At 55.4% G+C, this 23,464-nt stretch carries 23 protein-coding genes; 14 read left to right on the top strand and 9 right to left on the bottom strand.

Annotated features, from left to right (window positions below):
* Positions 1-58: 58 nt before the first annotated feature.
* A complete protein-coding gene (locus ACYQ6M_RS16605; RefSeq protein WP_460074687.1) occupies positions 59-793 on the top strand; it encodes a hypothetical protein in 735 nt (244 codons plus the stop codon).
* 39 nt (positions 794-832) lie between these two features.
* On the opposite strand, the gene ACYQ6M_RS16600 is transcribed toward ACYQ6M_RS16605, so the two are convergent.
* Together ACYQ6M_RS16600 and ACYQ6M_RS16595 are read right to left on the bottom strand one after the other, a co-directional pair.
* Entirely contained in the window at positions 833-1,576 is a 744-nt protein-coding gene (locus ACYQ6M_RS16600) for a hypothetical protein (RefSeq protein WP_460074686.1), read from the bottom strand.
* A 37-nt stretch (positions 1,577-1,613) separates the two neighbouring features.
* On the bottom strand, positions 1,614-1,916 hold the full coding sequence (locus tag ACYQ6M_RS16595; RefSeq protein WP_460074685.1) for a hypothetical protein: 303 nt from the start codon (positions 1,914-1,916) through the stop codon (positions 1,614-1,616).
* Positions 1,917-1,973: 57 nt separating this feature from the next.
* Here ACYQ6M_RS16595 and gmd point away from each other — a divergent pair, with 57 nt between their 5' ends.
* The 4 genes from gmd (at position 1,974) to ACYQ6M_RS16575 (ending at position 6,294) form a co-directional block, all read left to right on the top strand.
* Positions 1,974-3,014, top strand: a complete 1,041-nt coding sequence (gmd, locus tag ACYQ6M_RS16590; RefSeq protein WP_460074684.1) for a GDP-mannose 4,6-dehydratase — start codon at positions 1,974-1,976, stop codon at positions 3,012-3,014.
* Between the two features lie 29 nt (positions 3,015-3,043).
* Entirely contained in the window at positions 3,044-3,967 is a 924-nt protein-coding gene (locus tag ACYQ6M_RS16585) for a GDP-L-fucose synthase family protein (protein WP_460074683.1), read from the top strand.
* Between the two features lies 1 nt (position 3,968).
* On the top strand, positions 3,969-5,147 hold the full coding sequence (locus ACYQ6M_RS16580; RefSeq protein ID WP_460074682.1) for a DegT/DnrJ/EryC1/StrS family aminotransferase: 1,179 nt from the start codon (positions 3,969-3,971) through the stop codon (positions 5,145-5,147).
* A gap of 148 nt (positions 5,148-5,295) precedes the next feature.
* The gene (locus tag ACYQ6M_RS16575) at positions 5,296-6,294 is read left to right on the top strand and encodes a glycosyltransferase family 10 domain-containing protein (protein ID WP_460074681.1); all 999 of its coding nucleotides are present in this window, start codon (positions 5,296-5,298) and stop codon (positions 6,292-6,294) included.
* Between the two features lie 35 nt (positions 6,295-6,329).
* On the opposite strand, the gene ACYQ6M_RS16570 is transcribed toward ACYQ6M_RS16575, so the two are convergent.
* The gene (locus ACYQ6M_RS16570; protein WP_460074680.1) at positions 6,330-7,010 is read right to left on the bottom strand and encodes an FkbM family methyltransferase; all 681 of its coding nucleotides are present in this window, start codon (positions 7,008-7,010) and stop codon (positions 6,330-6,332) included.
* A gap of 310 nt (positions 7,011-7,320) precedes the next feature.
* Here ACYQ6M_RS16570 and ACYQ6M_RS16565 point away from each other — a divergent pair, with 310 nt between their 5' ends.
* Positions 7,321-8,082, top strand: coding sequence for a glycosyltransferase family 25 protein (locus tag ACYQ6M_RS16565; protein ID WP_460074679.1), 762 nt, complete (start codon positions 7,321-7,323; stop codon positions 8,080-8,082).
* Positions 8,083-8,091: 9 nt separating this feature from the next.
* Positions 8,092-8,988: an alpha-1,2-fucosyltransferase gene (locus tag ACYQ6M_RS16560; RefSeq protein WP_460075694.1), complete on the top strand. Its 897-nt coding sequence runs from the start codon at positions 8,092-8,094 to the stop codon at positions 8,986-8,988.
* A gap of 48 nt (positions 8,989-9,036) precedes the next feature.
* Here the strand turns inward: ACYQ6M_RS16560 and ACYQ6M_RS16555 are convergent, their stop codons facing one another.
* Genes ACYQ6M_RS16555 through ACYQ6M_RS16545 form a run of 3 tightly spaced genes read right to left on the bottom strand, consistent with a single transcriptional unit; the run spans position 9,037 to position 11,891 of the window.
* Positions 9,037-9,855, bottom strand: coding sequence for an FkbM family methyltransferase (locus tag ACYQ6M_RS16555; RefSeq protein ID WP_460074678.1), 819 nt, complete (start codon positions 9,853-9,855; stop codon positions 9,037-9,039).
* A gap of 37 nt (positions 9,856-9,892) precedes the next feature.
* Positions 9,893-10,954, bottom strand: coding sequence for a glycosyltransferase (locus ACYQ6M_RS16550; protein WP_460074677.1), 1,062 nt, complete (start codon positions 10,952-10,954; stop codon positions 9,893-9,895).
* Complete coding sequence (locus ACYQ6M_RS16545) at positions 10,944-11,891, bottom strand: glycosyltransferase family 2 protein (RefSeq protein WP_460074676.1); 948 nt, start codon at positions 11,889-11,891, stop codon at positions 10,944-10,946. The genes ACYQ6M_RS16550 and ACYQ6M_RS16545 overlap by 11 nt, the downstream gene beginning before the upstream one ends.
* A gap of 184 nt (positions 11,892-12,075) precedes the next feature.
* Between ACYQ6M_RS16545 and ACYQ6M_RS16540 the strand changes: the two genes are divergently transcribed.
* The 6 genes from ACYQ6M_RS16540 (at position 12,076) to ACYQ6M_RS16515 (ending at position 18,499) form a co-directional block, all read left to right on the top strand.
* The gene (locus ACYQ6M_RS16540; RefSeq protein ID WP_460074675.1) at positions 12,076-13,704 is read left to right on the top strand and encodes a long-chain fatty acid--CoA ligase; all 1,629 of its coding nucleotides are present in this window, start codon (positions 12,076-12,078) and stop codon (positions 13,702-13,704) included.
* Positions 13,694-14,512 (top strand): SDR family NAD(P)-dependent oxidoreductase, encoded by an 819-nt coding sequence (locus tag ACYQ6M_RS16535; protein ID WP_077291215.1) that lies wholly within the window; start codon positions 13,694-13,696, stop codon positions 14,510-14,512. The genes ACYQ6M_RS16540 and ACYQ6M_RS16535 overlap by 11 nt, the downstream gene beginning before the upstream one ends.
* Complete coding sequence (locus ACYQ6M_RS16530; RefSeq protein WP_353621819.1) at positions 14,513-15,010, top strand: MaoC family dehydratase; 498 nt, start codon at positions 14,513-14,515, stop codon at positions 15,008-15,010. It begins immediately after the preceding gene.
* Positions 15,004-15,990, top strand: a complete 987-nt coding sequence (locus tag ACYQ6M_RS16525; protein ID WP_460074674.1) for an NAD(P)H-dependent flavin oxidoreductase — start codon at positions 15,004-15,006, stop codon at positions 15,988-15,990. Before ACYQ6M_RS16530 ends, ACYQ6M_RS16525 begins: the two co-directional genes overlap by 7 nt.
* A 9-nt stretch (positions 15,991-15,999) precedes the next feature.
* Positions 16,000-17,235: an acyl-CoA dehydrogenase family protein gene (locus tag ACYQ6M_RS16520; RefSeq protein ID WP_460074673.1), complete on the top strand. Its 1,236-nt coding sequence runs from the start codon at positions 16,000-16,002 to the stop codon at positions 17,233-17,235.
* A gap of 220 nt (positions 17,236-17,455) precedes the next feature.
* On the top strand, positions 17,456-18,499 hold the full coding sequence (locus ACYQ6M_RS16515) for a phosphotransferase family protein (protein ID WP_460074672.1): 1,044 nt from the start codon (positions 17,456-17,458) through the stop codon (positions 18,497-18,499).
* Positions 18,500-18,607: 108 nt separating this feature from the next.
* Here the strand turns inward: ACYQ6M_RS16515 and ACYQ6M_RS16510 are convergent, their stop codons facing one another.
* The 3 genes from ACYQ6M_RS16510 to ACYQ6M_RS16500 form a co-directional block, all read right to left on the bottom strand.
* Entirely contained in the window at positions 18,608-20,722 is a 2,115-nt protein-coding gene (locus ACYQ6M_RS16510) for a 3-hydroxyacyl-CoA dehydrogenase NAD-binding domain-containing protein (RefSeq protein ID WP_460074671.1), read from the bottom strand.
* 99 nt (positions 20,723-20,821) lie between these two features.
* Positions 20,822-21,286 carry a tRNA (N6-threonylcarbamoyladenosine(37)-N6)-methyltransferase TrmO gene (gene tsaA, locus ACYQ6M_RS16505; RefSeq protein WP_152504921.1) on the bottom strand — a complete coding sequence of 155 codons (465 nt, stop codon included), beginning with the start codon at positions 21,284-21,286 and terminating at the stop codon, positions 20,822-20,824.
* 46 nt (positions 21,287-21,332) lie between these two features.
* Positions 21,333-22,241, bottom strand: a complete 909-nt coding sequence (locus tag ACYQ6M_RS16500) for a helix-turn-helix transcriptional regulator (protein ID WP_209009459.1) — start codon at positions 22,239-22,241, stop codon at positions 21,333-21,335.
* A 287-nt stretch (positions 22,242-22,528) separates the two neighbouring features.
* On the opposite strand from ACYQ6M_RS16500, the gene ACYQ6M_RS16495 reads away from it, so the two are divergent.
* Positions 22,529-23,464 carry an ABC transporter permease subunit gene (locus ACYQ6M_RS16495; RefSeq protein ID WP_022999209.1) on the top strand — a complete coding sequence of 312 codons (936 nt, stop codon included), beginning with the start codon at positions 22,529-22,531 and terminating at the stop codon, positions 23,462-23,464.

The following is a 23,464-nucleotide window of genomic DNA, read 5'->3' as shown; positions in this document are numbered from 1 at the left end:
CCGTCAGCCGTGCAAGGTGCGGGAAGGCGTGGGGCACGGCTTTCAAGAGACGGACAGCATGGACGAATACCAGCTCAAGAATTTCCTCAAGTTCGCGCCTGCCAGGCTGGGGCTGGTGCCGAAAAAACACCTGCTCGTCCACATTCCCAAGAACGGCGGCATGTCGGTGCGCCATGCCAAGGCGCTGGAAGGCAATCTGGTTCTTGCCAACCGGCGCCGCCTGAAAAGCAAGGCTTATGCAAACGCGCTGATGACCTTCATGAAGGATCGCGGGCTTCATCCGGGCTACGAACATGCCCGGCTGCGGGATATCGACCTTTCGGTGCGTGCTGGCACGGTGCCTTTTGCGGTTGTTCGCAACCCCTGGGCACGGACTTTTTCCAGATTCAAGTTCTACCTGCAGACAAGCGGATCCCACGAGGCGGAATTCGATCTGACGGTGAAGGGGTTCGAGGAATTTTTGGAGACGCGCCACGAGTGGGGCAAGGTTGATTTCTTCTGGCACCGCGCCTCGCTCGGCTGGTACCCGCAAAGCGACTATGTGATCGACGAGAGGGGGCAGGTTGCGGTCAATATCCTGCGTCAGGAAAAACTGGGTCCGGAACTGGCAAGATATCTTGGGGCAGATGACACGCTCGAACAGCGCAATATCTCCCGCAATGCCCGTGCCGACCAGGGAGAATTCTACACCGACAGGAATATCGGGATCGTCGCCGACTGGTACAAAACCGAAATCGAACTGTTCGGCTTCGATTTCGAAACGCCGGCAACACGGAACGTCTTTTTCAGCTGACCTCAGTGCGACAGTATTTTGTGTGCTAGAAGATGCGCCTTACTCTGTCCGGTTCCAGACACTGTTTCCATCGATAACTTCCTTGGTTATCCCAAGTGCATCGCGGTGTTCCCGGCCGATGTCGATCGCCACATAGTCGCGCCGCGCGCCGATGAACCTGTTCCTGAATTGTGCGGTAAAGGCATTCAGGTCTGGGTTCATGTAGTTCAGCTGTTTTTCCGGATCGAGTGTCTCATCCATCAGCTCGGCACATCTTGCGGCGAAATCGCTGCGCAGGAAGGAGGGGCTGGTTCCGAAGATCGGCCGCTTCTTGTTGAGACCCTTGCCGAGATCCATTCCGAGGAATGTCCTGCGGCCGGGTTCATAATGATAGAAGGACCGGTAGCCCCAGTTCTTTTCCCGGGTCATCAGGCTGATCTGGCGAACGTCGCGTGTCATTGCCTTATTGACTTCTTCTGGGCGGACATCCCGGTTCAGCACCCAGTCGTCTTCCAGGTGGAAGCACCAGTCCGCAACCGGCTGTCGCCAGAGCCAGCGGATTGCTTTTGTAAAGTGAGGCTTGTCAGGCTTGCGGGTGACGACATTGGCGAAATGCTGTTTGCAGATCTCCTCGCTGGCATCAACCTCCACAGGTCCGCCTTCAAAGGGATCGATGTTGACGTAAAGCGTTCCGATCTCGAAATGCCTGAACAACCGCTGTGAAAAGCTTGCCAGAGTTTTCTCCAACAGCGCAGGCCTTGCCCCCGAAACGAGGAGTACGTCGATTTTCACTGCGTCTGTCATCAAACCTGTCTGCAAATGAAGCCGGAAGTGACCACCGTTAATCCACCCGTACTTGAAATCGCCTGAATTCGCCTGGCGGTTCGTTGCCGTCGCGGTTATGCCAAGCCATCAGCTCGAACGCCAGCGATCTTTGACCTGCACGCTGCCATATCATTATGACTTTTGCTGTTGCCAGTGCATGTTCAAAGCACTCGGAGGTCAGGGTTCTCTTTCTTTTGATTTTGGAACCGACTATAACGCCGGAATCTTCGGTGCGAATTGAGGTGCCGGTCGGACGCCAGCGAATGACCCACCGTTTGCGAACTCTCTCAAACACCAGCGCCGCAGAAATGAAACTCACGTCCGCATTGCTTCTTGAAGAAGCTCTCACGGAACTGGATTGAGACAAAAGAGTCCGATGCAAAAAACAGCTCTCATCACGGGGATCACTGGCCAGGACGGCGCCTATCTCGCAGAACTGCTGCTAGAGAAAGGCTATACGGTTCACGGCATCAAGAGACGGTCATCGTCGTTCAACACAGGACGGATCGATCATCTCTATCAGGACCCGCACGACCGTGATGTGAAGCTGCACCTGCACTATGGTGACATGACGGATTCCACGAACCTCATCCGCATCATGCAGGAAACGCAGCCGGACGAGGTCTATAACCTCGCCGCGCAGAGCCACGTTCAGGTATCCTTTGAGACCCCGGAATATACTGGAAACGCGGACGCCCTCGGTACCTTGCGCCTGCTCGAGGCCATCCGGCTTCTTGGATTGAGCGGGAAAACGCGCTTCTACCAGGCCTCCACGTCTGAGCTCTACGGCAAGGTACAGGAAGTTCCGCAGTCGGAAACCACTCCTTTCTATCCAAGAAGCCCCTATGCCGCGGCAAAGCTCTACGCCTATTGGATCGTCGTCAACTACCGCGAAGCCTACGGCATGCACGCCAGCAACGGCATCCTCTTCAACCACGAAAGCCCGATCCGCGGCGAAACCTTCGTGACCCGCAAGATCACCCGCGCCGCCGCCGCGATCAAACTGGGCCTTCAGGACAAGCTCTACCTTGGCAACCTGGACGCCGAACGTGACTGGGGGCATGCAAAAGACTACGTCCGCGGCATGTGGCTGATGCTGCAGCAGGACAAGGCGGATGATTATGTTCTGGCGACGGGCAAGACTACCTCGGTGCGTGATTTTGTTAATTGGTCATTCTCTGAAGTGGATATCGCGTTAGATTGGCAAGGCTTCGGGGTAGATGAAAAAGGGATCGATGCGGCAACCGGAAAGGTTGTTGTTGAGATCGACCCTCGGTACTTCCGTCCGACCGAAGTCGATCTACTACTTGGTGATGCCACGAAAGCATTCGAAAGACTGGGCTGGAAGCATGATCGAAGTGTTCGCGATCTCATTTCGGAAATGGTTACAAGCGATCTTCGGGAAATGAAGCCTTAGCCTTAAATGCTTCAGGGATTCAGACTATAATGCCAAGAGTTTTGCTGACCGGCGGTTCCGGTATGGTTGGGAAGAATTTGCTCGCGCATGAGCGACCCGACAACTTTGAATTTATTGCTCCCGACAGCTCGAAACTCAATCTTCTGGATTTCGACCAAACCGAAGCTTTTCTGAAGCGAGAGAAGCCGGACATCATTGTGCACGCCGCCGGCGTCGTTGGCGGAATTCAAGCCAATATCGCGAGCCCAGTCCGCTTTTTGACCGACAATTGGAATATGGGCAGCAACTTGATTACGGCTGCTCGGTCTGCAGGTGTTCCTCAACTCCTGAATATCGGCAGTTCTTGTATGTATCCCAAGGATCAGGACACGCCCCTCAAAGAAGCTCAAGTTCTCAGCGCCTCATTGGAACCCTCCAATGAGGGCTACGCTCTTGCCAAGTGTGCCGTTGCAAGGCTTTGCGAATACATCGTTCGTGAAACGCCAGAGTTTCAATATAGAACAATAATTCCATGCAACTTGTACGGACGCTTCGATAAATTTGATCCTGCTGTCTCCCATTTGGTCCCTGCTGTCATACGCAAAATTCATCAGGCAACAGTTGCCAAAAACAAAACGGTTGAGATCTGGGGAACAGGAGAAGCACGCAGAGAATTCATGTTTGCAGAGGACTTGGCGGACGCAATAGTTTTCTTCTTGGGTAAGTTTGAGAAGCTGCCGACGGTAGCAAATGTTGGTGTTGGAAAAGACTTCACCATTAATGAATACTACGAAATAACATCTAATGTTATAGGCTATTCCGGCAAATTTACGCATGATCTGACCAAGCCGGTAGGCATGAAGCGAAAATTGCTAGATGTCAGCCTGCAGTCCGAAATGGGCTGGAAGCCCAAGACGAGCCTGAATGACGGTATTCGCCAGACCTACGAATATTTCCTGTCCCTTGGAGAATGAAATGAATTACCCACTTGCAAGTACAACCTGGGACGAGCGTGAATATGAGGCGCTTCAGCGAGTAATTGAGTCCGGCATTTTCACAATGGGGAAAAAAGTCGCTGAGTTTGAACAGGAATTTGCAAGATTTGTAGGCAGTAATCATGCAGTCATGGTCAATTCCGGCTCTTCTGCAAATTTGCTCATGGTTGCGGCGTTGCGATATAGGTCGAACGCACCCATTCTGCCGGGCACGGAAGTAATTGTCCCCGCAGTGTCCTGGAGTACCACCTACTATCCCCTTTATCAGTATGGGCTGAAACTTAGGTTCGTTGACGTCGACGCTGAAACTCTGAATTACGACCTGGAACAGTTGGAAGGGGCAATCACGCCCGCAACTAAAGTCATCATGGTTGTAAATCTACTCGGAAATCCCAATGACTTCACAGCTATAAACAAAATTGTCGAAGGCAGGGACATCTTGCTACTAGAAGACAACTGCGAGTCTTTAGGTGCACTTTTTGATGGCAAACAAGCTGGTACGTTCGGACTCATGGGAAGTTACAGTTCGTTCTTCAGCCATCACATCTCCACAATGGAAGGTGGCTTGATCACTACCGACGACGAAGAACTATATCATATTCTTCTTTGCCTTCGTGCACACGGTTGGACGCGTAACTTACCAAAAGAAAATCATGTCGCCCCAATGAGCGATAATCCATTCGAGGAATCGTTCCGGTTCATTTTACCTGGTTACAATGTACGCCCTTTGGAGATGAGTGGCGCAATAGGGCTCGAACAACTCAAGAAGCTTCCAGATATGGTGCTTGAGCGTCGGAGAAATGCTGAAAAATTTCGTGATTTGATGAAAAAATACCCATCCCTGAGAATTCAACGGGAAATTGGCCAGAGCAGCTGGTTTGGGTTCGCATTCACCGTCAAATCAGACATGGGCTATGATAGAGGGCAGATCATTGCTGCAATGAACAAGTCAGGTATCGAAGTACGCCCTATCGTCGCCGGTAATTTTACAAAAAACCAAACGATGAAGTGGTTTGACTATTCAATTCATGGCGAGCTCAAAAATGCAAATGATCTTGATCAAAATGGTTTCTTCATTGGGAATCATCACTTCTCGCTATCGGATGAATTTGAAGTCTTGGATCGGGTTCTAACTGCGGTTGTTAACGGTCAAATTTAGTTTATTCTTGCAGAGAGTTGTAATTTGCAATTCAAGAAATGAGATTTGGTTCTCTAGATATGTTTGAGAATCGTAATATTAAACAGCTAATCGAAGTGTCCGCGAATTATCGTAGCGGTTTTGTCCTCAAACCTTTGCGGAGATATTGTTGATAAAAGCAGCTTTTGTGTCTTCGTCGGAAAATTGGGTTTGGACGCGTCAATTTCCCAATCTAGAACCAATCTGGAACAATGTTTATTTTGATTTTTCCAATAATTTGGAAAATTGTGATATACTTTTTGTGTTTGATGCATTGCCAATAAAATATTGTGGTAAAATTAAAGCTCGAAAATGCGTGTTTATAGCTTCAGAACCTCAGAACGTGAAAGTATATTCTTCGAAGTTCTTGAGACAATTTGATCTCATCGTGACGACTGACAAGACTAGCCAACACCCAAATGCTGTATATCAGCAGCCTGGATTGCCTTGGCATGTTGGTGTTTGGAGCGAATTCAACCGATTAAGTAATGTTCCACTTACCTTCGATTTTTTCAGTGACTACCAACCTAAGAAATCTAAATTGATCTCTGTAATTTCGTCAGATAAGGCGTTTACGGAGGAACATAGAGCGAGATTGCGCTTTGTGGACGCTCTTAAGTCTCATTTCGGAGATAGAATTGACTATTTTGGCCGGAACATTTGTTCGTTTACAGATAAAATGGAAGCTCTTTCACAGTATAAATATCATATCTCATTAGAAAATTGCGCAATCTTAGATTATTGGACCGAAAAACTCTCAGACCCTTTCTTAACTCTGACATACCCAATATATCACGGTTGTCCAAACGTAGATGACTACTTCCCAGAAGGCGCAGTATCAAAAATCGACATTCGAGATACGGAAGAATCTATTTTGAAAATAGAGCATATTATTAACTCGAGTTTAGCCGAAGAATCCGAAAGTCTATTAAAGGAAAGTAGGCGAAGAGTCTTGTTTGAACACAATTTGTTTTCTGTACTGGCCAAAATAGCCATCTCATTAAATCAAGATGAATCCGGAGGTTACAAAAAACTTGATTCGGAAAAGTTTTTTATAAAGAATACCTCAACTCTCAAGCGATATCGTAAACGCCTATCGCGTAGGATTGTAAATTTATTGGGCGAGTAGCCAAATGCTGTTTACAGAAAAACAGTTCGATTGGATTAGTTGGAATTTTTCTGCCAATTTTCCCAAACAAACTCATAGCACCATGTTCTATGATGTGTTTTCGAAAGTTTCTCTGTGAGCGTGTTCCGAAGTTCTTTTGCATTATCTACAAAGTCATGAAACTGTACTTGTATATTTTCAAATTTTTCGATCAATCCCGACGAAATCATGTGATCTAGAAGTTGATATTCAGAACCTTCTATATTTATCTTTATAAGATCGACTTTCTTGATATGTAAAGAGTCGAAAACATCTGAAAATTTCTTAACAGTCACAGTTTCGATGCTATTCGTGTCAGATTTATGTAGTATGGATGAGCCATCACCTTCATTGGAGAGGGTAAATCGACCGTTCTCGTCAGATAGTCCAAAATTAAAACAATGTACTTTTGAGTTTTGAGTAAACCTTTTTTCACATTTCTCAAAAAACTCAACACTAGGCTCGAACAAATAAACGTAGCAACGATACCGAATGTTGATTTGGTTTGCAAAGTCACCTTGAAACCCTCCCAAATCAAATACGGTTGAATCCTCATTAAGTGGATATGATAATCTCAATGTCTCATCTCCCTTATCCCGAAACCACCGTTTTACTTCTGTAAGCGGCGCTTCATTCTTCGAGCTTTGAAGTGAAGATTGTTTACGGATAAGAAATAGACGTTTTATCCAGCTTAGCATTGCGAAAAATCTTCCTAGCGTTGAGTTTGATGTTATTATCGGAGGATGATTGCACACAACTAACGCCTGAAGCAATTTCCTAGACTAGGCCTTAGCGCGACTGCAAATTTTATACATAACCAAGAAATATGATCGACTATCCATTCTACGACACGTTAAAATGGCGTTTTCAACAAATGTTTCGGTTACGAACGCTATTTGGTGACATCCATATTTCAGTGTAACCTTTGTGTGAAGAAAGTGTTATGTATGAGCCGTTGTCGAAAGGTATTAGTTGGTAGCAATTAACGAAATGGCACGGTCGCATCGAATGAAACAGCCCAAAACAATAGACACATATGTTGTAAACTTGGAGCGATCAGAAAAACGTAGATCTGAAATGTCTACGAAACTTGACGCATTGAACATTCCCTACGAGTTTTTTGATGCGGTTGATGGTCGAATCGAAAATCACCCCCTGTTTGTAAGATATAGTGAGCGCTCTGCGCTAAAGCATTATGGGTTCGAACTCGCACCTGGGGAACTTGGTTGTTATGCCAGTCATTTCCTTCTTTGGCAGCTCTGCGTTGAAAAAGATAAGCCAATTCTGATTTTAGAAGATGACATTGAGTTCAACTTTAATTTCAATTCAGCATATGAGCTTGCTGTTCAAAAAATTCACGAATACGGTCTCCTCCGTTTATCCGGACACAAAATCAGAAAATATGCGATCTGCGAGCAAATAAGAGAACTGAAAATCGTTCGTTTTAAGCGAGGTCCGCACGGGACATCGTCATATGCTCTTTCACCTCTTGCTGCAAAGAAGCTGATTAGTAAGGCTGAAGTTTGGTACGAACCGGTTGATGTTCATTTGGATAGGTTTTGGAGTCACGGCGTTGAGAGTTTCGGGATTCAACCCTTCCCTGTCTCGCACGTTGCTACTTCGGAGGCTGACTCCGAAATTTGGCAAGGAAAACGGCGCGGTAGTCGTCCAAAAGAATTTAAGAAAAATACTCGCTTTATTCGTTTGAATGACTCTTTGTGGCGATTTTTTGTAAACATTCCATATATAGGTCGTTGGAAACATAATTAGTTTTTCGAAATATCTGGAAAGAGACGTATCAGGGAAAGTATAAGTCAGTTGATTATTGTTCAAATAACTGGTGGCCTTGGCAATCAGATGTTTCAGTATGCTATGGGACGATCGCTGTCTGAGCAGTCTAGCATGCCATTGAAATTGGATATTTCAAGTTACGAGAATTATGAACCTCATTCATTTTTACTTGATAGGTTAAGCATAAAAGCTGAGATTGCTTCCAGAGAAGAAATTCATCAAGTAAAAAAGAAAAAGAGAGAATTTAAGTTTCCATTTATAAATCGAAGATCTATAAATTATGTGAAAGAAGAGGGGTTCACATTCAATCCTGAAGTGTTTAAATTGAAAACATCGACTTATTTTTCTGGATATTGGCAAAGTGAGAAATATTTTAAAAATATCGAAACCCATATCCGAAAAGAGTTTGTGCTTAAAAAAGAACTTGCTCAAAGCCGAGAGAAAATTTTTAAAGAAATACTGGCCTCCAGAGAACCTGTCTCTATTCACGTTAGACGGGGTGATTACGTTAGCAACGCGAAGGCAAACGCATTTCATGGAACGTGCGAACCTGAATGGTACGCAAAGGCAATACAAGAAATTAGAAAAAATTCAGTGGAGATTACACCAGTTGTTTTTTCCGATGACATTGATTGGGTTAAGGAAAATATTGAATTAGATTGCAATGTCATTTGGGTTGAGCCCGATGAAGACGGTCATGACTTCGAGGACATGTACCTAATGTCAGTCTGCCAAAACCACATTACTGCAAATAGTACATTCAGCTGGTGGGGCGCGTGGCTAAACCCTAATAAGGATAAGCGCGTAATTGTGCCTCAAAAATGGTTTAATTCCCAATCGATGAAAACCATAGACTTGATCCCAGCTGGCTGGGAACGCCTTTAGATCAGATGTCATCACTACTGTAAACTTCAATATCTGTTTATCTTATTGCTAATGTCTCACAAACAGCGCTGTCAGTCTCTTCGTTGAAATCTTTTCAAATCTGAACCCCTGCTCAACCAGAAAATGGCACACGGCTGGCAGTGTGGGTTCTTTGGTGAGGCCGCGTTCGGGGCCGCAGTCGACGCAGATGTATTGGACGCGGTCCAGGATCTTTTCAGCGCCTTTGAGGATTTCGGGTTCTGCCCCTTCGCCTTCGATCTTCAGCAGTTTGATTGAACGGATGTCATTTTCTTCGCAGTAGTCGTCGAGTGTGGTCGTCTCGACCTCGACAACAGAGCCGTAGCCTGAAAACTCGATCAGAGAGGAATCGGCCGTGTCCGACTTTTCGTAGAATTTGAGCGTCGTCTTTTCGTGCCAAAGGGCCCGTTGTTCGACAACACCATCCGGGTTGTTGAGATGGCAGCAGGCCGCCTCGTCCCGGCCGGGTTCGAAGGCGATGTAGCGGACGGATTTGCCTTCAAGGCGCAATCCGAGGCCGATCTCGCCTATGTTCGCACCGCAATCGATGACCACGTCGCCGTCCGAAATCGTTGCCGGGTCGATGAAATAGTCGTCCAGAAGGCCCTTGGTTCTCGGCTGAACGCCGTAACGGTAGAAGCCGACGCGCTCGCTGTGAAGAAAGGAGATCTCCTGGCCCTTATCGTCCCGAACGCCGAAGACCGGCTCATTTGAAACAACCTTGATGTTCCAGCGCTTCTTGCTCCGCAGCGCATTCGAGAACATGACATACCAATTGAAAAGCTTTGCGAAGGTGTGCCGGTTCGGGTGACGGACGATGAAATTGTATAATCTTTTTTTCTTTTTCATGTTCGCGCCTGCGTGGGTTGCCTTGCGGTAATCGGTATCAGCTCTCGAAAAGCAGCGTGGAATAGGTCTTGCAAATGACGTCTTCGGAAAACTGGCCTTCAAGGCGGCGTTTGCCACCTTCAACCAATGCATTTTCCTGATCCGGCTTGCCGAGCAGCTGTTTGACCGACCCCACCAGCCCGTCGACATCCCCGCAGGGGGACAGCAGCCCGGTCTTGCCGTGGTCGATCAGCCAGCTTGGGCCGGGTGAGGCGGTTGCGACAACGGGCAGCCCGGCGGTCCAGCCTTCCAGGACAACGTTGCCGAGCGGTTCTTCGTCGGTCGGGCACAGCAGGATATCGGCAGCCTTCAGGAAAGGCGAGGGGTCGCGTTGCCAGCCGAGAAAGTGGACACGGTCCTGAACGCCGAGGTTTGATGCCAGTGCCTTCATGTCGGACATCAGCTCGCCGTCGCCGATCAGCCAGGCATGAACGGTCTCTGGCAGGCCGGCGACCGTTTGAATGGCAAGGTCGAAGCGCTTACGTTCGACGAAACGACCGAGGTGGATCAGCACCGTGGCGTCTTCGGGGGTGTTGAAGTCTGCCCGGTCGACCGGCTTCAGATCCGTGGGCAACGGATCGACAAAGTTGCTGATCACATGGGCACGTTCCGCAGGCCAGCCCATTTCGATGGCCTGGCGGATGATCTCCGGCGTGTTGCCGATCAGGTCCTCGACATTGCCATAGGTGTGAAAGCCGTCCGGCCAGTCGCCAAGGCGCAGGAAGGTGCGCATGTTCGGGCCGGGTTTCGGCATCCATTTGCTGGCCGGGCTCATCCAGCCCATGGTGGAACGCGCGCCGAATGCCTTGATCTGGCGGGCAATGTCCCAGCGGATGACATGGCGTTTCAGGTGCGAGCGGCTGAAGGTCATCTCGCGCACATCGCAGTGTCTGGCAAGGTCATCGCGCCAGGGCCGGTCCTTTCGGATGAAAGCGATCTGCTCCACGCCCCGCCGGGCAAGGGCGCCTGTCAGGCGCACGAAGAACCGTTCTGCCCCGCCATCAACGCCAAGATGAATGTGGGCGAGTTTTTTCGGCTGCATCTGCGTGTCAGTGACCATCGATCACATCGTAGTAGTTATGCGCCCGGCCCAGAAGTCCGCGCAGGTTGCCGGAGCCTTTCATGAGACGGATCAGACCATAGTAGAAGAGTTTCTCGCCGCGCTTTCTGGCGAAGGGTTTCAGCACGAAACCGACGATTGTCGCCAAGAGGCCGAAGAACATGCGCCGCAGGCTTTTGGGAATGAAATGCAGGGCAGCTTTCAGCCGGCCTTCGCGCAGCACGATGTTGAACGCGCCGGAGGTTGCCGCCATGTGCATGCGGCTCAGCAGGCGGCCGGTGGTGACGCGCGAAGCGGGAATGTCCTCCTCGACAAAGGCATCATCCACCCAGATCATCTTTGCGCCGGCCGCATGGGTGCGGCGGAAGAAGTCGATATCCTCGCTGCCGAAGGTCAGGCGTTCGTCGAACCGCAGACCAAGACCGTTCCGCGCGATGATACGGCCGCTCAGCAACACGTTGTTGGTCGGCGCTTCGGTGATGATCGAGCCGGTCGGCCGCGGCTTCAGGAGCTGCGATTTCCACCAGTGCGGGGCCGGCTTTTCATAAATCCGGCGCACGGGGCCGTTGGCGACTTCGGCCTCGTGTTCCAGGCAGGCGGCCAGAAGTTTCTCGATCCAGTCCGGTTCTGCGCGTTCGTCGTCATCGATCAGCGCCACCCAGTCCGGATTGTGTTCCAGCGCCGCTTCCAAGGCCGTGTTGCGGGCAAAGGGGATGCCCTTGCGTTTTTCATGATGGAAGAAAACCGGCAGAGACAGCCTCTTCTTCACATCTTCTGCTGCAGCACCTGTGAAATGCGGCACGGGATCGTTTTCCACAACGACGATCGCCATCTCCGTGTTCGCGGGGGCGATCAGATTGTCGAGGCTATCCAGGCACGCCTGCAGCATTTTCGGCCGCTGCGCGGTGCAAACGGCAATGACCAGTTTCTGGGTCATGAAGGGGTCTCAACCATTCCTCTTGGGTTGGGCAGGGTTTGGCGCATGTGCCTGCCGCTGTCAAAGGGTTTCGGGAAAAGCCATCCGAGGAAATTGACCTTTCCAGCGCGTCAGCCGCGCGCTAGGCTTCCCCTTCAACCCTTTGAGGGACCGTATGAAGCGGCCGTGTTCTGGGAGGAAACACATGAAGGGAATGATGATGCACCGTCCGCTGAAAATCGCGGACCTCATCACCTTTGCAGCGGATACCTATCCGGCCGGTGAGATCGTGTCCGTGAGAACGGAAGGCGACATTCATCGCACCACCTACAAGGAAACCGCCGGCCGGATCGCCCGGCTGGCTCATGGCCTGAAGGCACTCGGCATCGCTGAAAGCGACCGGGTGGCGACACTTGCCTGGAATGGCTACCGCCATTTCGAGCTCTATTATGCAATTTCCGGCATCGGCGCCATCTGCCACACCATCAATCCGCGGCTTTCAGCGGAACAGATGATCTATATCGTCAATCACGCCCAGGACCGGGTGCTGTTCGTAGATCTCACCTTCGTGCCGATCGTTGAAAAGCTGCGGCCGCATTTTCCGGCAGATCTGCGGATCGTCATCATGACGGATCGTGCGCATATGCCCGAAACGACACTGGAAGGTGTGCTCTGTTACGAGGAAATCCTTGACGGACAGCCGGGTGAAATCGACTGGCCGGATTTCGACGAGGACCAGGCCGCCGGGCTTTGTTACACTTCCGGCACGACAGGCAATCCGAAGGGCACGCTCTATTCGCATCGCTCCACGGTGCTGCATGCTTACGACATGTGTGTCACCATTCCCCGGGTCCTCAACGAGGGCTCACGCATCCTGCCGGTGGTGCCGCTGTTTCACGTCAATGCCTGGGGCCTGCCTTATGGCGCGCCGCTTTCCGGCTCCAGCCTGATTTTTCCGGGCGGCGCACTGGACGGCAAAAGCCTGTTCGACCTGATGGACCGCGAAAAGGTCTTCTCCGCCTGGGGTGTGCCGACTGTCTGGATAGGTCTCATGAACGAGATCCGCCAGCGCGGCCGCATTCCCGAAGGCTTCGGCGATATCGTCGTTGGCGGATCGGCTGCCTCGCGCTATCTGATCGAGGCTTTCGAAAAACAGGGCGTCAATGTCTGCCATGCCTGGGGCATGACGGAGATGAGCCCGCTCGGCACCCAGTGCAACCTGCCGCCGGAGATGGCGGATCTGCCGTTCGACCAGCGTATCGACAGGAAGCAGAGCCAGGGGCGGCGGATCTTCGGTGTCGACATGAAGATCGTCGATGATGCCGGCAATCGCCTGCCGCATGACGGAACGACCCCGGGCCATCTCTATGTGCGCGGCAACACGATCACTTCCGGCTATTACGAGGATCCGGAAGCCTCGAAACCCGTGTTCGACAAGGAAGGCTGGTTCTGCACCGGCGATATCGCCGCCATCAGTCCTGAAGGCTTCCTGACGATTACGGACCGTTCCAAGGACCTCATCAAGTCGGGCGGCGAATGGATCAGCTCGCTCGATCTGGAAAACATCGTCATGTCTCATCCGGGCGTGGCGAATTGCGCGGTGATCGCGGTACCCGACGCCAAGTGGGACGAGCGTCCGCTGCTCATCGTTCAGCCGTCGGAGGAAGCGCAGCCGCAGAAGGAGGAGATCCTCTGCCATCTGGCGGAACGGGTCGCCAAGTGGCAGGTGCCGGATGACGTCGTCTTCGTCGATGCATTGCCGATGACGGCAACGGGCAAGGTGTCGAAACTCACGTTAAGAAAACAGTTCCCGGAGGCACCGCATGACGCCTGATCACTTGTTCGGCCTTGGCGGCAAAACGGCACTGGTCACGGGTGGCGCGACCGGGGTCGGCCGCATGGCCGCCGAGGGGCTGATGGCCGCGGGTGCGCGGGTGATGATCGCCAGCCGCAAGTTGGAAGCCTGCCAGGGGGCTGCCGAAGAGCTGAACGCGCTCGGCTATTCGGGAAAGGCCGAAGGCTTTGCCGGGGACGTTGCAACGGAAGAAGGTGTTGCGGCGCTGGTGGGCGAAATCGGCAAGCGCACCGGCAGCCTGGAAATTCTGATGAACAATGCCGGCACAAGCTGGGGCCAGCCGCTTGGCGACTTTCCCTATCACGCCTGGGAACGGGTGATGCGGGTGAATGTCACCGGGTTGTTCCAGCTGACGCAAGGCCTTTTGCCGCTTCTGGAAGCTGGCGCGAGCGACGACAATCCTGCACGGGTCGTCAACGTCGGCTCGGTCATGGGGGAAACGGCCCATGGCGACAGGGCCTACAGCTATGCGGCCTCCAAGGCTGCTGTTCATCATCTGACGCGGATCCTTGCCAAGGAGCTGGCGGAACGGCGCATCACAGTCAATGCGCTGGCCCCGGGACCTTTCGTCAGCAACATGACGGCCTTTGCAACGGCGGACGAGGATGTCCGCTCGCGTGTGGGAGCCCAGGTGCCACTCGGCCGTGTCGGCCGGCCGGAGGATATCGCAGCTGCCATGCAATATCTGTGCGGGCGAGGTGGGGCCTATATCACCGGCGCCATTCTGCCCATCAGCGGCGGTATCAATGTGGAAACCGGGCCAGACCTCTTCCAGGAGGCCTATTGAGTGAGCACTGATACGCTGTCACGCACCCTTGCCGCAAGCGAGCTGGAAACGCTTGTCGGAACGGAGGTCGGCGTGTCCTCCTGGTACCTGATCGACCAGGCCAGGATAGACGCTTTTGCCGAGGTGACGCAGGACCACCAGTTCATCCATGTTGATCCTGAAAGGGCGGCGGAAACACCTTTCGAAGGTACGATCGCGCACGGGTTTCTGACGCTGTCGCTCCTCTCCGCGATGGGTGTTGAAGCCCAGCCGAAGATCAAGGGCGCAACAATGGGCATCAATTACGGTTTCGACAAGGTGCGTTTTCTTGCACCCGTAAAGGTGGGCAGCCGGGTCCGCGGGCGGTTTGTCCTCGCCCGTCTTTCAAGGCCGAAACCGCAAGAGGTTGATATCGTCTGGCAGTCGACGGTGGAGATCGAGAACGGCAAGCGGCCTGCGCTGGTCGCCGAATGGCTGAACAGGTTCTACCTGGAAGAAGAGGCGGACAAATCATGTTGAAGGCAAGATCCCTTCCCAAGGCTTTGCAGGGTTTGAGGCTTCCGGCTGTCGCGGCACCACTCTTTATCGTCTCCTGTCCGAAGCTGGTGATCGCCCAGTGCAAGGCCGGGATTGTCGGCAGTTTTCCGGCCCTCAACGCAAGGGACGAGCCTAGCGGTCCGGTTGTTCTGGAAGCCTGGCTGAAGGAGATCACCGAAGCGCTGGACAGGCACAACCAGGAAAATCCGGATCGGCCTGCCGCGCCTTTCGCGGTCAACCAGATCGTCCACCGGTCCAATGAGCGACTGGAGCGGGATGTCGAGATCTGCACGCGGTGGAAGGTGCCCGTCTGGATCACGTCCATGGGCGCGCGGGTCGAGGTGAACGAGGCGGCCCATTCCTGCGGCGGTATCGCCCTGCATGATGTCATCAACAACACCTACGCAAAAAAGGCCGTCGAAAAAGGCGCCGACGGGCTGATTGCGGTGGCGGCAGGGGCAGGTGGTCACGGTGGCCCGCAGTCACCTTTCGCGCTGGTGCGCGAGATCCGGGAATGGTTCGACGGTCCGCTGCTTCTGGGCGGGGCCATCTCCACCGGCGAAGCGCTGCTGGCGGCCCGCGTTCTGGGTGCCGATTTTGGCTATGTCGGCTCGCCTTTCGTTGCGACGGAGGAAGCCAACGCGGACCGGACCTACAAGGACATGATGGTTGCAGGCGGGGCCGAGGACGTGCTGACGTCCTCGCTCTTTACCGGGCATCCGGCCAACTACCTGAAAGGCTCCATTCGCAAGGTCGGTCTTGATCCCGATCATCTGCCGGACGAGTGGGATGTCAGCGTCATGCCGGACGACAGTCCCAAGCCGAAGGCCTGGCGGGAAATCTGGGGCGCTGGCCAGGGCATCGGCGCGATCAAGTCCGTCGGGCCGGCAGCCGCCGTGGTCGAGCGCCTGGAAACCGAATACCGCGCCGCCATTGAGCGGCTGCGCGCCGATATCTGTTAGGGGGAAGTGATGGATCTTGGAATGACCGAACGGGTGCGGCCGCTGATCGAGCAGGTGCGCCAGATGGTGGAAACCGAAATCGCCCCTCTCGACCGGGAATATCACGAGGAAGTCGGCCGTCACCCGTCCGGTGATCGGTTCCGGATGACGGAGCGCCAGCTTGAAATTCTGAACAGCCTCAAGGCCACGGCCAAGGAACGCGGGCTCTGGAATTTCTGGCTGACGGACAGCGAAAAGGGCTTCGGCCTGACGACCGTGGAATATGCCTATCTGGCCGAGGAAATGGGCAAGGTTGGCATTGCCGCGGAAGTCTTCAACTGCAATGCCCCCGACACGGGCAATATGGAAGTGCTGGAGCGCTACGGCACCGAGGCTCACAAGGAAAAGTGGCTGAAGCCTCTGCTTCGGGGCGATATCCGCTCGGCCTATCTGATGACGGAGCCCGATGTTGCCTCCTCGGATGCCACCAACATCGCGCTGACGGCTGTGCGCGATGGCGATGCCTGGGTGCTGAATGGCGACAAGTGGTGGGCAACGGGTGCGGGCGATCCGCGCTGCGCGCTCTACATAGTCATGGCCGCAACCGATCCGGATGCCCACAAGCACAGCCGCCATTCCATGTTCCTGATCCCGGCGGATGCCGAGGGCATCGAAGTGCTGCGGCCGATGCATGTCTTCGGCGCCGACGATGCGCCGCACGGCCACATGCATATCCGCTTCACCAATGTGCGGGTGCCGCAGGAAGACCTCGTGCTGGGTGAAGGTCGGGGTTTCGAGGTTGCACAAGGACGCCTCGGTCCGGGCCGCATTCACCACTGCATGCGGGCCATCGGCCAGGCGGAAAAGGCGCTGGAACTTCTGTGCAAGCGAGCCATGGGCCGGGAGGCCTTTGGCAAGAGGCTGATGGATCTTGGCGCCAATTACGACATCATCGCCAATGCGCGGATGGAAATTGAAATGGCCCGTCTGCTCTGCCTCAAGGCAGCCTGGGTGATGGACACACAGGGCACCCGTGCCGCGCAGCCGTGGATCAGCCAGATCAAGGTGGTGGCGCCCCTCACCGCCCTGAAGGTGGTCGACGAGGCCATGCAGGTTCATGGCGCCGCCGGCATCAGCCAGGACTTTCCGTTGGCGGCCATGTGGACACACCTGCGCACTCTTCGCTTTGCCGACGGTCCCGACGCCGTCCACCGTCGCCAGGTAGCGCGCACGGAGCTGCGGAAATATTCCAACGGGAAGCTGTGACGATGGACTTTCTCCAGCTTTCAATCAGGAGCGACCGCCACGACGCCTTACCTCCCCACCTCCTCATCCTGAGGAGCCGCCCTTGCGGCATCTCGAAGGATGGGCCCCTTGCTCCAGAGTTTGCCGCCCATCCTTCGAGACAGCGCTGCGCGCTTCCTCAGGATGAGGAGGTGGGGAAGAAAGCGGCCGATGGACTGGTTCAAGGAATGGGTTTCACCACATGGGCGTCCCGCTCATGACCCCGGGCACGGACCTCGCCCTCACGGCCCTCAGTAGCTGGCTGGAAGGGGCCCTTCCCGGCTTCAAGGGCCCGCTCAAGGCCGAGAAGTTCAACCGGGGGCAGTCCAACCCCACGTTCCGGCTCAGCGCAGCGTCTGGTGACTATGTCCTTCGCCGCAAACCACCCGGCGTGCTGCTGAAATCAGCGCACGCGGTCGAGCGTGAGTTCCGTGTGCAAAAGGCGCTGGCCGGGTCGGATGTGCCGGTCGCACGCATGCATGTCCTGTGCGAGGACGACAGCGTGATCGGGTCTGCGTTCTACGTCATGGATCTCGTCCGGGGCCGCAATTTCGATGAGCCGCGATTGCCGGATCTGGATCCGCAAACACGACGCGGCATCTATGACGAGCTGAACCGCGTCCTGGCGGCCATCCATGGCATTGATCTGGAAGCGTGCGAGCTTGCCGACTACGGCCCCGGCGGGAATTACTACCGCCGCCAGATCGACCGCTGGACCAAGCAATACCGGGCAAGTGAAACCGGCCCTATTCCCGCGATGGACGAACTCATTGCCTGGCTAGACGCCAATGTGCCCGAAGACGACGGACGGCGCACGCTTGTGCATGGCGACTATCGCATCGACAACCTCTTGTTCGCGGTAGATGGGCCAGCCTGCGTTGCCGTGCTCGATTGGGAACTGTCGACCATCGGCCATCCGTTTGCCGATCTGGCAGCCTTGATCATGCAGTGGCAGCACCCACCCGGCACCGAAGGCCGGGGGCTGGCCGGCGTTGACCGGAAGTCGCTGGGCATTCCGGAAGACCAGGACTTCATCGACGCTTACTGCGCCCGCATGGGGCTCACCGGCATTCCGGGTTTCGGTTTCTACCTGGCCTTCGCCTTCTTCCGAATGGGGGCGATCCTGCAGGGCGTCAAGAAACGCGCCCTCGACGGAAATGCCTCCAACCCGGAGCTCGGTCTGAAGCTGGGCGAGAGCGTTCCGCACTACGCCGCTGGCGGCTTGAAGGCGGCCCGACAAGGCTAGACTCCCTCCAGAAAGCCGCAAGAGGCTCGTCCGGGGTGACATCTTGTGTGGTGGCGTATGCTTTTCCCCATCAACACCGCGCGCAGCGGCGCGGCTTGCCGCCCTTGGTCACCCCTTCGCGTTCATCTCCGCAAAGGTTCCACCGGTTTCGGCGATCTGCCGCAGGAGAGCCGGGACTTTCCAGTAGTAGGCGTCTTCCCTGGCATACTCTTCGATCCGGCGAACCAGTTCACCCGCGCCGATGACATCTGCCGTGTGCAGCGGGCCGCCGCGGAAACGCGGGAAGCCGTAGCCGTTGAGGAAGACGGCGTCGATGTCGATGGGGCGAAGCGCGATGCCTTCCTCCAGAACGCGCACGGCTTCGGAAATCATCGCGGTCATGAAGCGGCTGACGATTTCATCTTCCGTGAAGCTGCGCGGTGTCACACCGGCCTTCTCCCGTTCCGCGTCGATGATCGCGAGCGCTTCCGGGTTCGGCCGGGAACCCTGATCATCGTAGATGTAGAAACCCTGACCGGTCTTGCGTCCGAACCAGCCGTTTTCGCAAAGACGGTCGGCTATCGGAATGTAGCGTTCCTCGGCGGGTCTGGTGGCGGCGCGGCGCTTGTTGGCTGCCCAGCTGATGTCGAGCCCGGCAAGGTCGGCCACCTGGTAAGGCCCCATGGCAAAGCCGAAGCCGCGCATGGCCGTGTCGATCTGTTCCGGCGAGGCGCCATCCATCATCATGTAATCGGCTGCCTTCTTGTAGAAGGTCATGATGCGGTTGCCGATGAAGCCGTCGCAGACGCCCGAGCGCACGGCGATCTTCTTCAGTTTCCTGGCCAGTGCGAAGCCGGTCGCAACCACATCGGCGCCGGTCTTGTCGGCAACCACCACTTCCAGAAGCCGCATCACATGGGCGGGCGAGAAGAAATGCAGGCCGATGACATCCTGCGGACGGGAGGTCGTCGCGGCGATCTCGTTGATGTCGAGATAGGACGTGTTCGAGGCAAGCACGGTGCCCGCCTTGCAGACCTTGTCCAGCGTCTGGAAGATGTCGCGCTTGACGCCCATGTCCTCAAAAACGGCCTCGATGACGAGATCTGCATCTGATAACGCGCCAAGATCCGTCGAGGTGCCGAGTTTTGCGGCCAGAATGTCGTCGCGGCCAGCTTCCGAAAGCTTGCCGCGTTTGACCGCACCGTCAAGGTTCCTGGTGATCGTCGCAACACCGCGGTCAAGTCCGTCCTGGTCGCGCTCGGTCAAGGTTACGGGCAGGCCGGCCAGCAGGATGGCAGTTGCGATGCCCGAGCCCATGGTGCCGCCGCCGATGACGCCAACAGAGTTGATCTCGCGCGCGGTCGCGGTGGCTTCGGGGATCTTGGTGACGGCGCGTTCGGAAAAGAAGGCGTGGATCAGGCCGGCCCGCTGCGGGCTTGCCATGCATTCCTCGTAGAGCCGGCGCTCTTCCTTCATGCCGTCGCGGATCGGCAGGTGGCAGGCTTCGACGGCATCGACGCATTTGTGCGGCGAGAACAGCAGCGGCTGGCTTTTGGCAAGCTTGGTACGCATCGCCTCGATGGCGGCGGGGTCCGGTTCGGCGGTCAGATCGCCCGTCTTGCGGTTCGGCAGATCACCGGCCAGAAGATCCTTGGCGGAGGAGAGGGCAACGTCACGCGGATCGCCTTCAACGATCCGGTCGATCAGGCCGTTGGCCAGGGCCTCGTCGGCACCCATAGGCTTGCCGCTGGTAATCATGTCGAGAGCCGTCGCGATACCGGCAAGCCGGGGCGCGCGCTGGGTGCCGCCGGCGCCCGGCAGAATGCCGAGCGTCACTTCCGGCAAGCCCACCTTGGATCCCGTCAAGGCGACGCGCGCGTGGCACGACATGGCAACTTCCAGGCCGCCGCCAAGCGTGGTGCCGTGCAGGACGCATACGATCGGCCTGGAGGTGCTTTCGATGAAGTTGCACAGTTCGGGCAGCCACGGGTCGAGCGGCGGTTTGCCGAATTCGCGAATGTCGGCACCGGCAATGAAGGTCCGTCCCTTCGCATAAAGCGCGATCACCTCAACGCCATCGGTCTGCTGCAGGGTTTCCACTGCCTGCCACAAGCCGGAGCGGATCGCGTGGGAGGCAGCATTCACCGGCGGATTGTCGAGAGCGATCAGGCCGACAGAGCCGTTGATCTCGATCGAGACGACGTCGTTGATACCGGTTTCGCCGGCAGGGGTTTCCGTAGGCATGAATTCCTCCCAGGGCGCCAGTCGGGGCGCGAATTTTGGGCCGGATTGTCAGGTCCGGGCAGAGCTTGTCAAGGTGACCGAAGAGAGCAAGTGAAGTGTTCAGTCCTTCGGCGGTGCTTTCGGTGTGAAAGCACAGCGGTCAGGTTTCAGGTCGATAAGCGGGGTGCCGTCGAGGCAGTCAAGCCCGCGCACGATCAGGTTCGGACCATCGACGGAAACGAGTTTTGCCAGAACGGTGCCGATCGGGTTCGGCCGGACGGGCGAACGCAGGGCAAAGGTACCGAAAATGTTGTCGCTATGTGCCGGGTTCTGGACGATGAGATCCCGCCGGGCCTTGTCGAGCCAGTAAAGCAGTTCAATCTTGTCGTATTCTTCGATGCCCTTCAGTGCCGGGACCCAGGGCTCGAAAATCTCGATCCGGCACTCTGGTCCGTCCACCTTGCCCTGGCGCGGGCAATCCTTGCGGTCCTTCCAAGGGGTGTGGATCCTGCCGATGAAGAAGAGCCTTGCATCGTCCGGCTCCTGGATCGGAACCGAAATTTCATGCGGGCGGATATCGCTCATCGTTGTCTTTCCTGAATGTATGCCGGAACACTGAAGGCGGCGCGGGTCAAGCGGACAACCAGCGGACGGAGCCGTGGCCGGCCAGGTCATAACCGCCGAGCGCCGCGGCCTTGTCCCGGAACTCTGACGTTCGTGCAAATTCGAACAGCATCTGAACAGGCGGGGTGAAAAAGGAGCGCCGGTCGATAAGCAGGTCGAAGCATTCCTCGGCCAGCGGCACGAAGGCCAGCTTGAAAGGTCTTGCCGCGGTTTCGATGCCGAGCGCGGCATCGGCTTCACCGGCGGCAACGGCCGACGCCGCATCGTTTTCCGTGTGGGCGGTGGCAGGGCCGGTGGTCAGATCTGCTTCGCTCAGGCCGGCATCGGCAAGCAATCTGGAAAACAGGAGGGCAGTGCCGGTGCCCGGCTGGCGCATGGCAACGCGCCTGCCTTTCAGATCGGCAACGGATCGAACAGTCGGTGCAGCCTCCCGGGAAACCAGAAGGCCGCGTTTACGGGATGCCCAGCTGATCAAGACCGCATCCTTCAGGCCCAGTTCGCTGATTGACGCGACATTCCAGCCGTTTTCTTCCGGCAGATGCAGGCCGGCAAGGGCGGCGTCTCCGGCGGCAAAGCGGTTCAGACCGTCCGCGCTGCCGTTGCACAGCATGGCCAGTCCGCAACCGGAAGCATGAACCGCCCAGTCCAGCAGGGGGTCGTGTGATCCGGCCAGAACGCCCGGGCGTTCCGGTGTCGCGGCGGCAGTCGGACCTTCGATCCAGGACCGCAGTTCGGCTGCGGGAAACAGGAGTTTGCCCGTGATTCGCCGATGCGGGATCTCGTTGGCGGCGGCAAGGTCGTAAACCTTGCGTTCCTTGACCCGCAAAAGGTCGGCCACTTCCTTCGTGGTCAGGAACTGAAGCTGCTGTGTGCCGGTGTCGTGCAAGGTGTTGCCCATGATTGATTCAAGGGACATTATCGGAGGAACTTCCGGAGAGACAAGACTGTCCGGAAAGACTTCGCCTGGTCGGTTTGACGGATAAAGGAAACCGTACCGCCCGGGCCGGATTTTTCTGACCTGATTTTTTAAAAAGTGGAATAAATTTCCTCAAAGTTCGAAAAGAGGAAATCTTTTATTTTTATCTTTTGCCGGATACGAGAGGAATTGTCTCACCTCGCGTGACTTGCTAATGAAGCTTTAATGAAGGCAAAAATGCCTCGTTCAAAGAAGCAGCAATGGCTTCCGGGGGTAACAAAAAGAATATGGATTACTTTCTACAGCAGCTGATCAACGGCGTGACGCTAGGGTCGATCTACGGCCTGATCGCCATTGGCTACACGATGGTGTACGGCATCATCGGGATGATCAACTTCGCCCATGGTGACATCTTCATGGTCGGCGCCTTCATCGCGCTGATCTTCATCGTCGCTTTCGGCATCACGGCAGGCCTGCCAGTGGCGCTCCTCATTCTGGCGCTGATCGGTGTCCTGGTCATTTCGATGGCCCTGACGGCGGCCTGGGGATGGACGGTCGAGCGGATCGCCTACCGCCCTCTGCGCGGCTCCTTCCGCCTGGCACCGCTGATCACGGCGATCGGCGCTTCCATCACGCTTCAGAACTTCGTTCAGATCTCGCAGGGCGCGCGCAACAAGCCTCTGCAGCCCCTGATCTCCGGCGGCTTCACGCTGAGCGACGGCGGACCGGACGGAACCGGCTTCATCGTGCAGCTGTCCTACACGCAGATCCTGATCATCGTGGTGACTGTCGTTCTGATGGTCGGCTTCACCTTCCTGATCAACAAGACCTCTCTGGGCCGTGCGCAGCGCGCCTGCGAGCAGGATCGCAAGATGGCGTCGCTCGTCGGTGTCAACGTCGATCGGACGATTTCGCTGACCTTCGTCATGGGTGCAGGCCTTGCGTCCGTCGCAGGTCTGATGTTCCTGCTCTACTACGGCGTGATCGACTTCTACATCGGCTTCCTGGCCGGTGTGAAAGCCTTTACCGCTGCGGTTCTTGGCGGTATCGGCTCGCTGCCGGGTGCCATGCTCGGCGGGTTGTTGATCGGCCTCATCGAGACCTTCTGGTCCGGCTATTTCTCGGTCGAGTACAAGGACGTTGCCGCCTTCTCGATCCTGGCGATCGTGCTGATCTTCATGCCCGAAGGCCTGCTCGGCAAGCCGGAAGTGGAGAAGGTCTGA

Source organism: Roseibium sp. ROS1, from assembly GCF_054658215.1.
Note: the sequence above shows the minus strand (reverse complement) of the source record. Positions and strands in the feature narration are given on the sequence as shown.

Bases quoted from the DNA above. Each gene is read 5' to 3' on its own strand.
- tsaA (WP_152504921.1), bottom strand. From the start codon at position 21,286: ATGAGCGATATCCGCCCGCATGAAATTTCGGTTCCGATCCAGGAGCCG.
- ACYQ6M_RS16585 (WP_460074683.1), top strand. From the start codon at position 3,044: ATGCCAAGAGTTTTGCTGACCGGCGGTTCCGGTATGGTTGGGAAGAAT.
- ACYQ6M_RS16550 (WP_460074677.1), bottom strand. From the start codon at position 10,954: ATGGTCACTGACACGCAGATGCAGCCGAAAAAACTCGCCCACATTCAT.
- ACYQ6M_RS16545 (WP_460074676.1), bottom strand. From the start codon at position 11,891: ATGACCCAGAAACTGGTCATTGCCGTTTGCACCGCGCAGCGGCCGAAA.
- ACYQ6M_RS16570 (WP_460074680.1), bottom strand. From the start codon at position 7,010: ATGCTAAGCTGGATAAAACGTCTATTTCTTATCCGTAAACAATCTTCA.
- ACYQ6M_RS16580 (WP_460074682.1), top strand. From the start codon at position 3,969: ATGAATTACCCACTTGCAAGTACAACCTGGGACGAGCGTGAATATGAG.
- ACYQ6M_RS16555 (WP_460074678.1), bottom strand. From the start codon at position 9,855: ATGAAAAAGAAAAAAAGATTATACAATTTCATCGTCCGTCACCCGAAC.
- ACYQ6M_RS16600 (WP_460074686.1), bottom strand. From the start codon at position 1,576: ATGACAGACGCAGTGAAAATCGACGTACTCCTCGTTTCGGGGGCAAGG.
- ACYQ6M_RS16525 (WP_460074674.1), top strand. From the start codon at position 15,004: ATGTTGAAGGCAAGATCCCTTCCCAAGGCTTTGCAGGGTTTGAGGCTT.
- ACYQ6M_RS16540 (WP_460074675.1), top strand. From the start codon at position 12,076: ATGAAGGGAATGATGATGCACCGTCCGCTGAAAATCGCGGACCTCATC.
- ACYQ6M_RS16495 (WP_022999209.1), top strand. From the start codon at position 22,529: ATGGATTACTTTCTACAGCAGCTGATCAACGGCGTGACGCTAGGGTCG.
- ACYQ6M_RS16605 (WP_460074687.1), top strand. From the start codon at position 59: ATGGACGAATACCAGCTCAAGAATTTCCTCAAGTTCGCGCCTGCCAGG.
- ACYQ6M_RS16535 (WP_077291215.1), top strand. From the start codon at position 13,694: ATGACGCCTGATCACTTGTTCGGCCTTGGCGGCAAAACGGCACTGGTC.
- ACYQ6M_RS16565 (WP_460074679.1), top strand. From the start codon at position 7,321: ATGAAACAGCCCAAAACAATAGACACATATGTTGTAAACTTGGAGCGA.
- ACYQ6M_RS16510 (WP_460074671.1), bottom strand. From the start codon at position 20,722: ATGCCTACGGAAACCCCTGCCGGCGAAACCGGTATCAACGACGTCGTC.
- gmd (WP_460074684.1), top strand. From the start codon at position 1,974: ATGCAAAAAACAGCTCTCATCACGGGGATCACTGGCCAGGACGGCGCC.
- ACYQ6M_RS16500 (WP_209009459.1), bottom strand. From the start codon at position 22,241: ATGTCCCTTGAATCAATCATGGGCAACACCTTGCACGACACCGGCACA.
- ACYQ6M_RS16520 (WP_460074673.1), top strand. From the start codon at position 16,000: ATGGATCTTGGAATGACCGAACGGGTGCGGCCGCTGATCGAGCAGGTG.
- ACYQ6M_RS16515 (WP_460074672.1), top strand. From the start codon at position 17,456: ATGGGCGTCCCGCTCATGACCCCGGGCACGGACCTCGCCCTCACGGCC.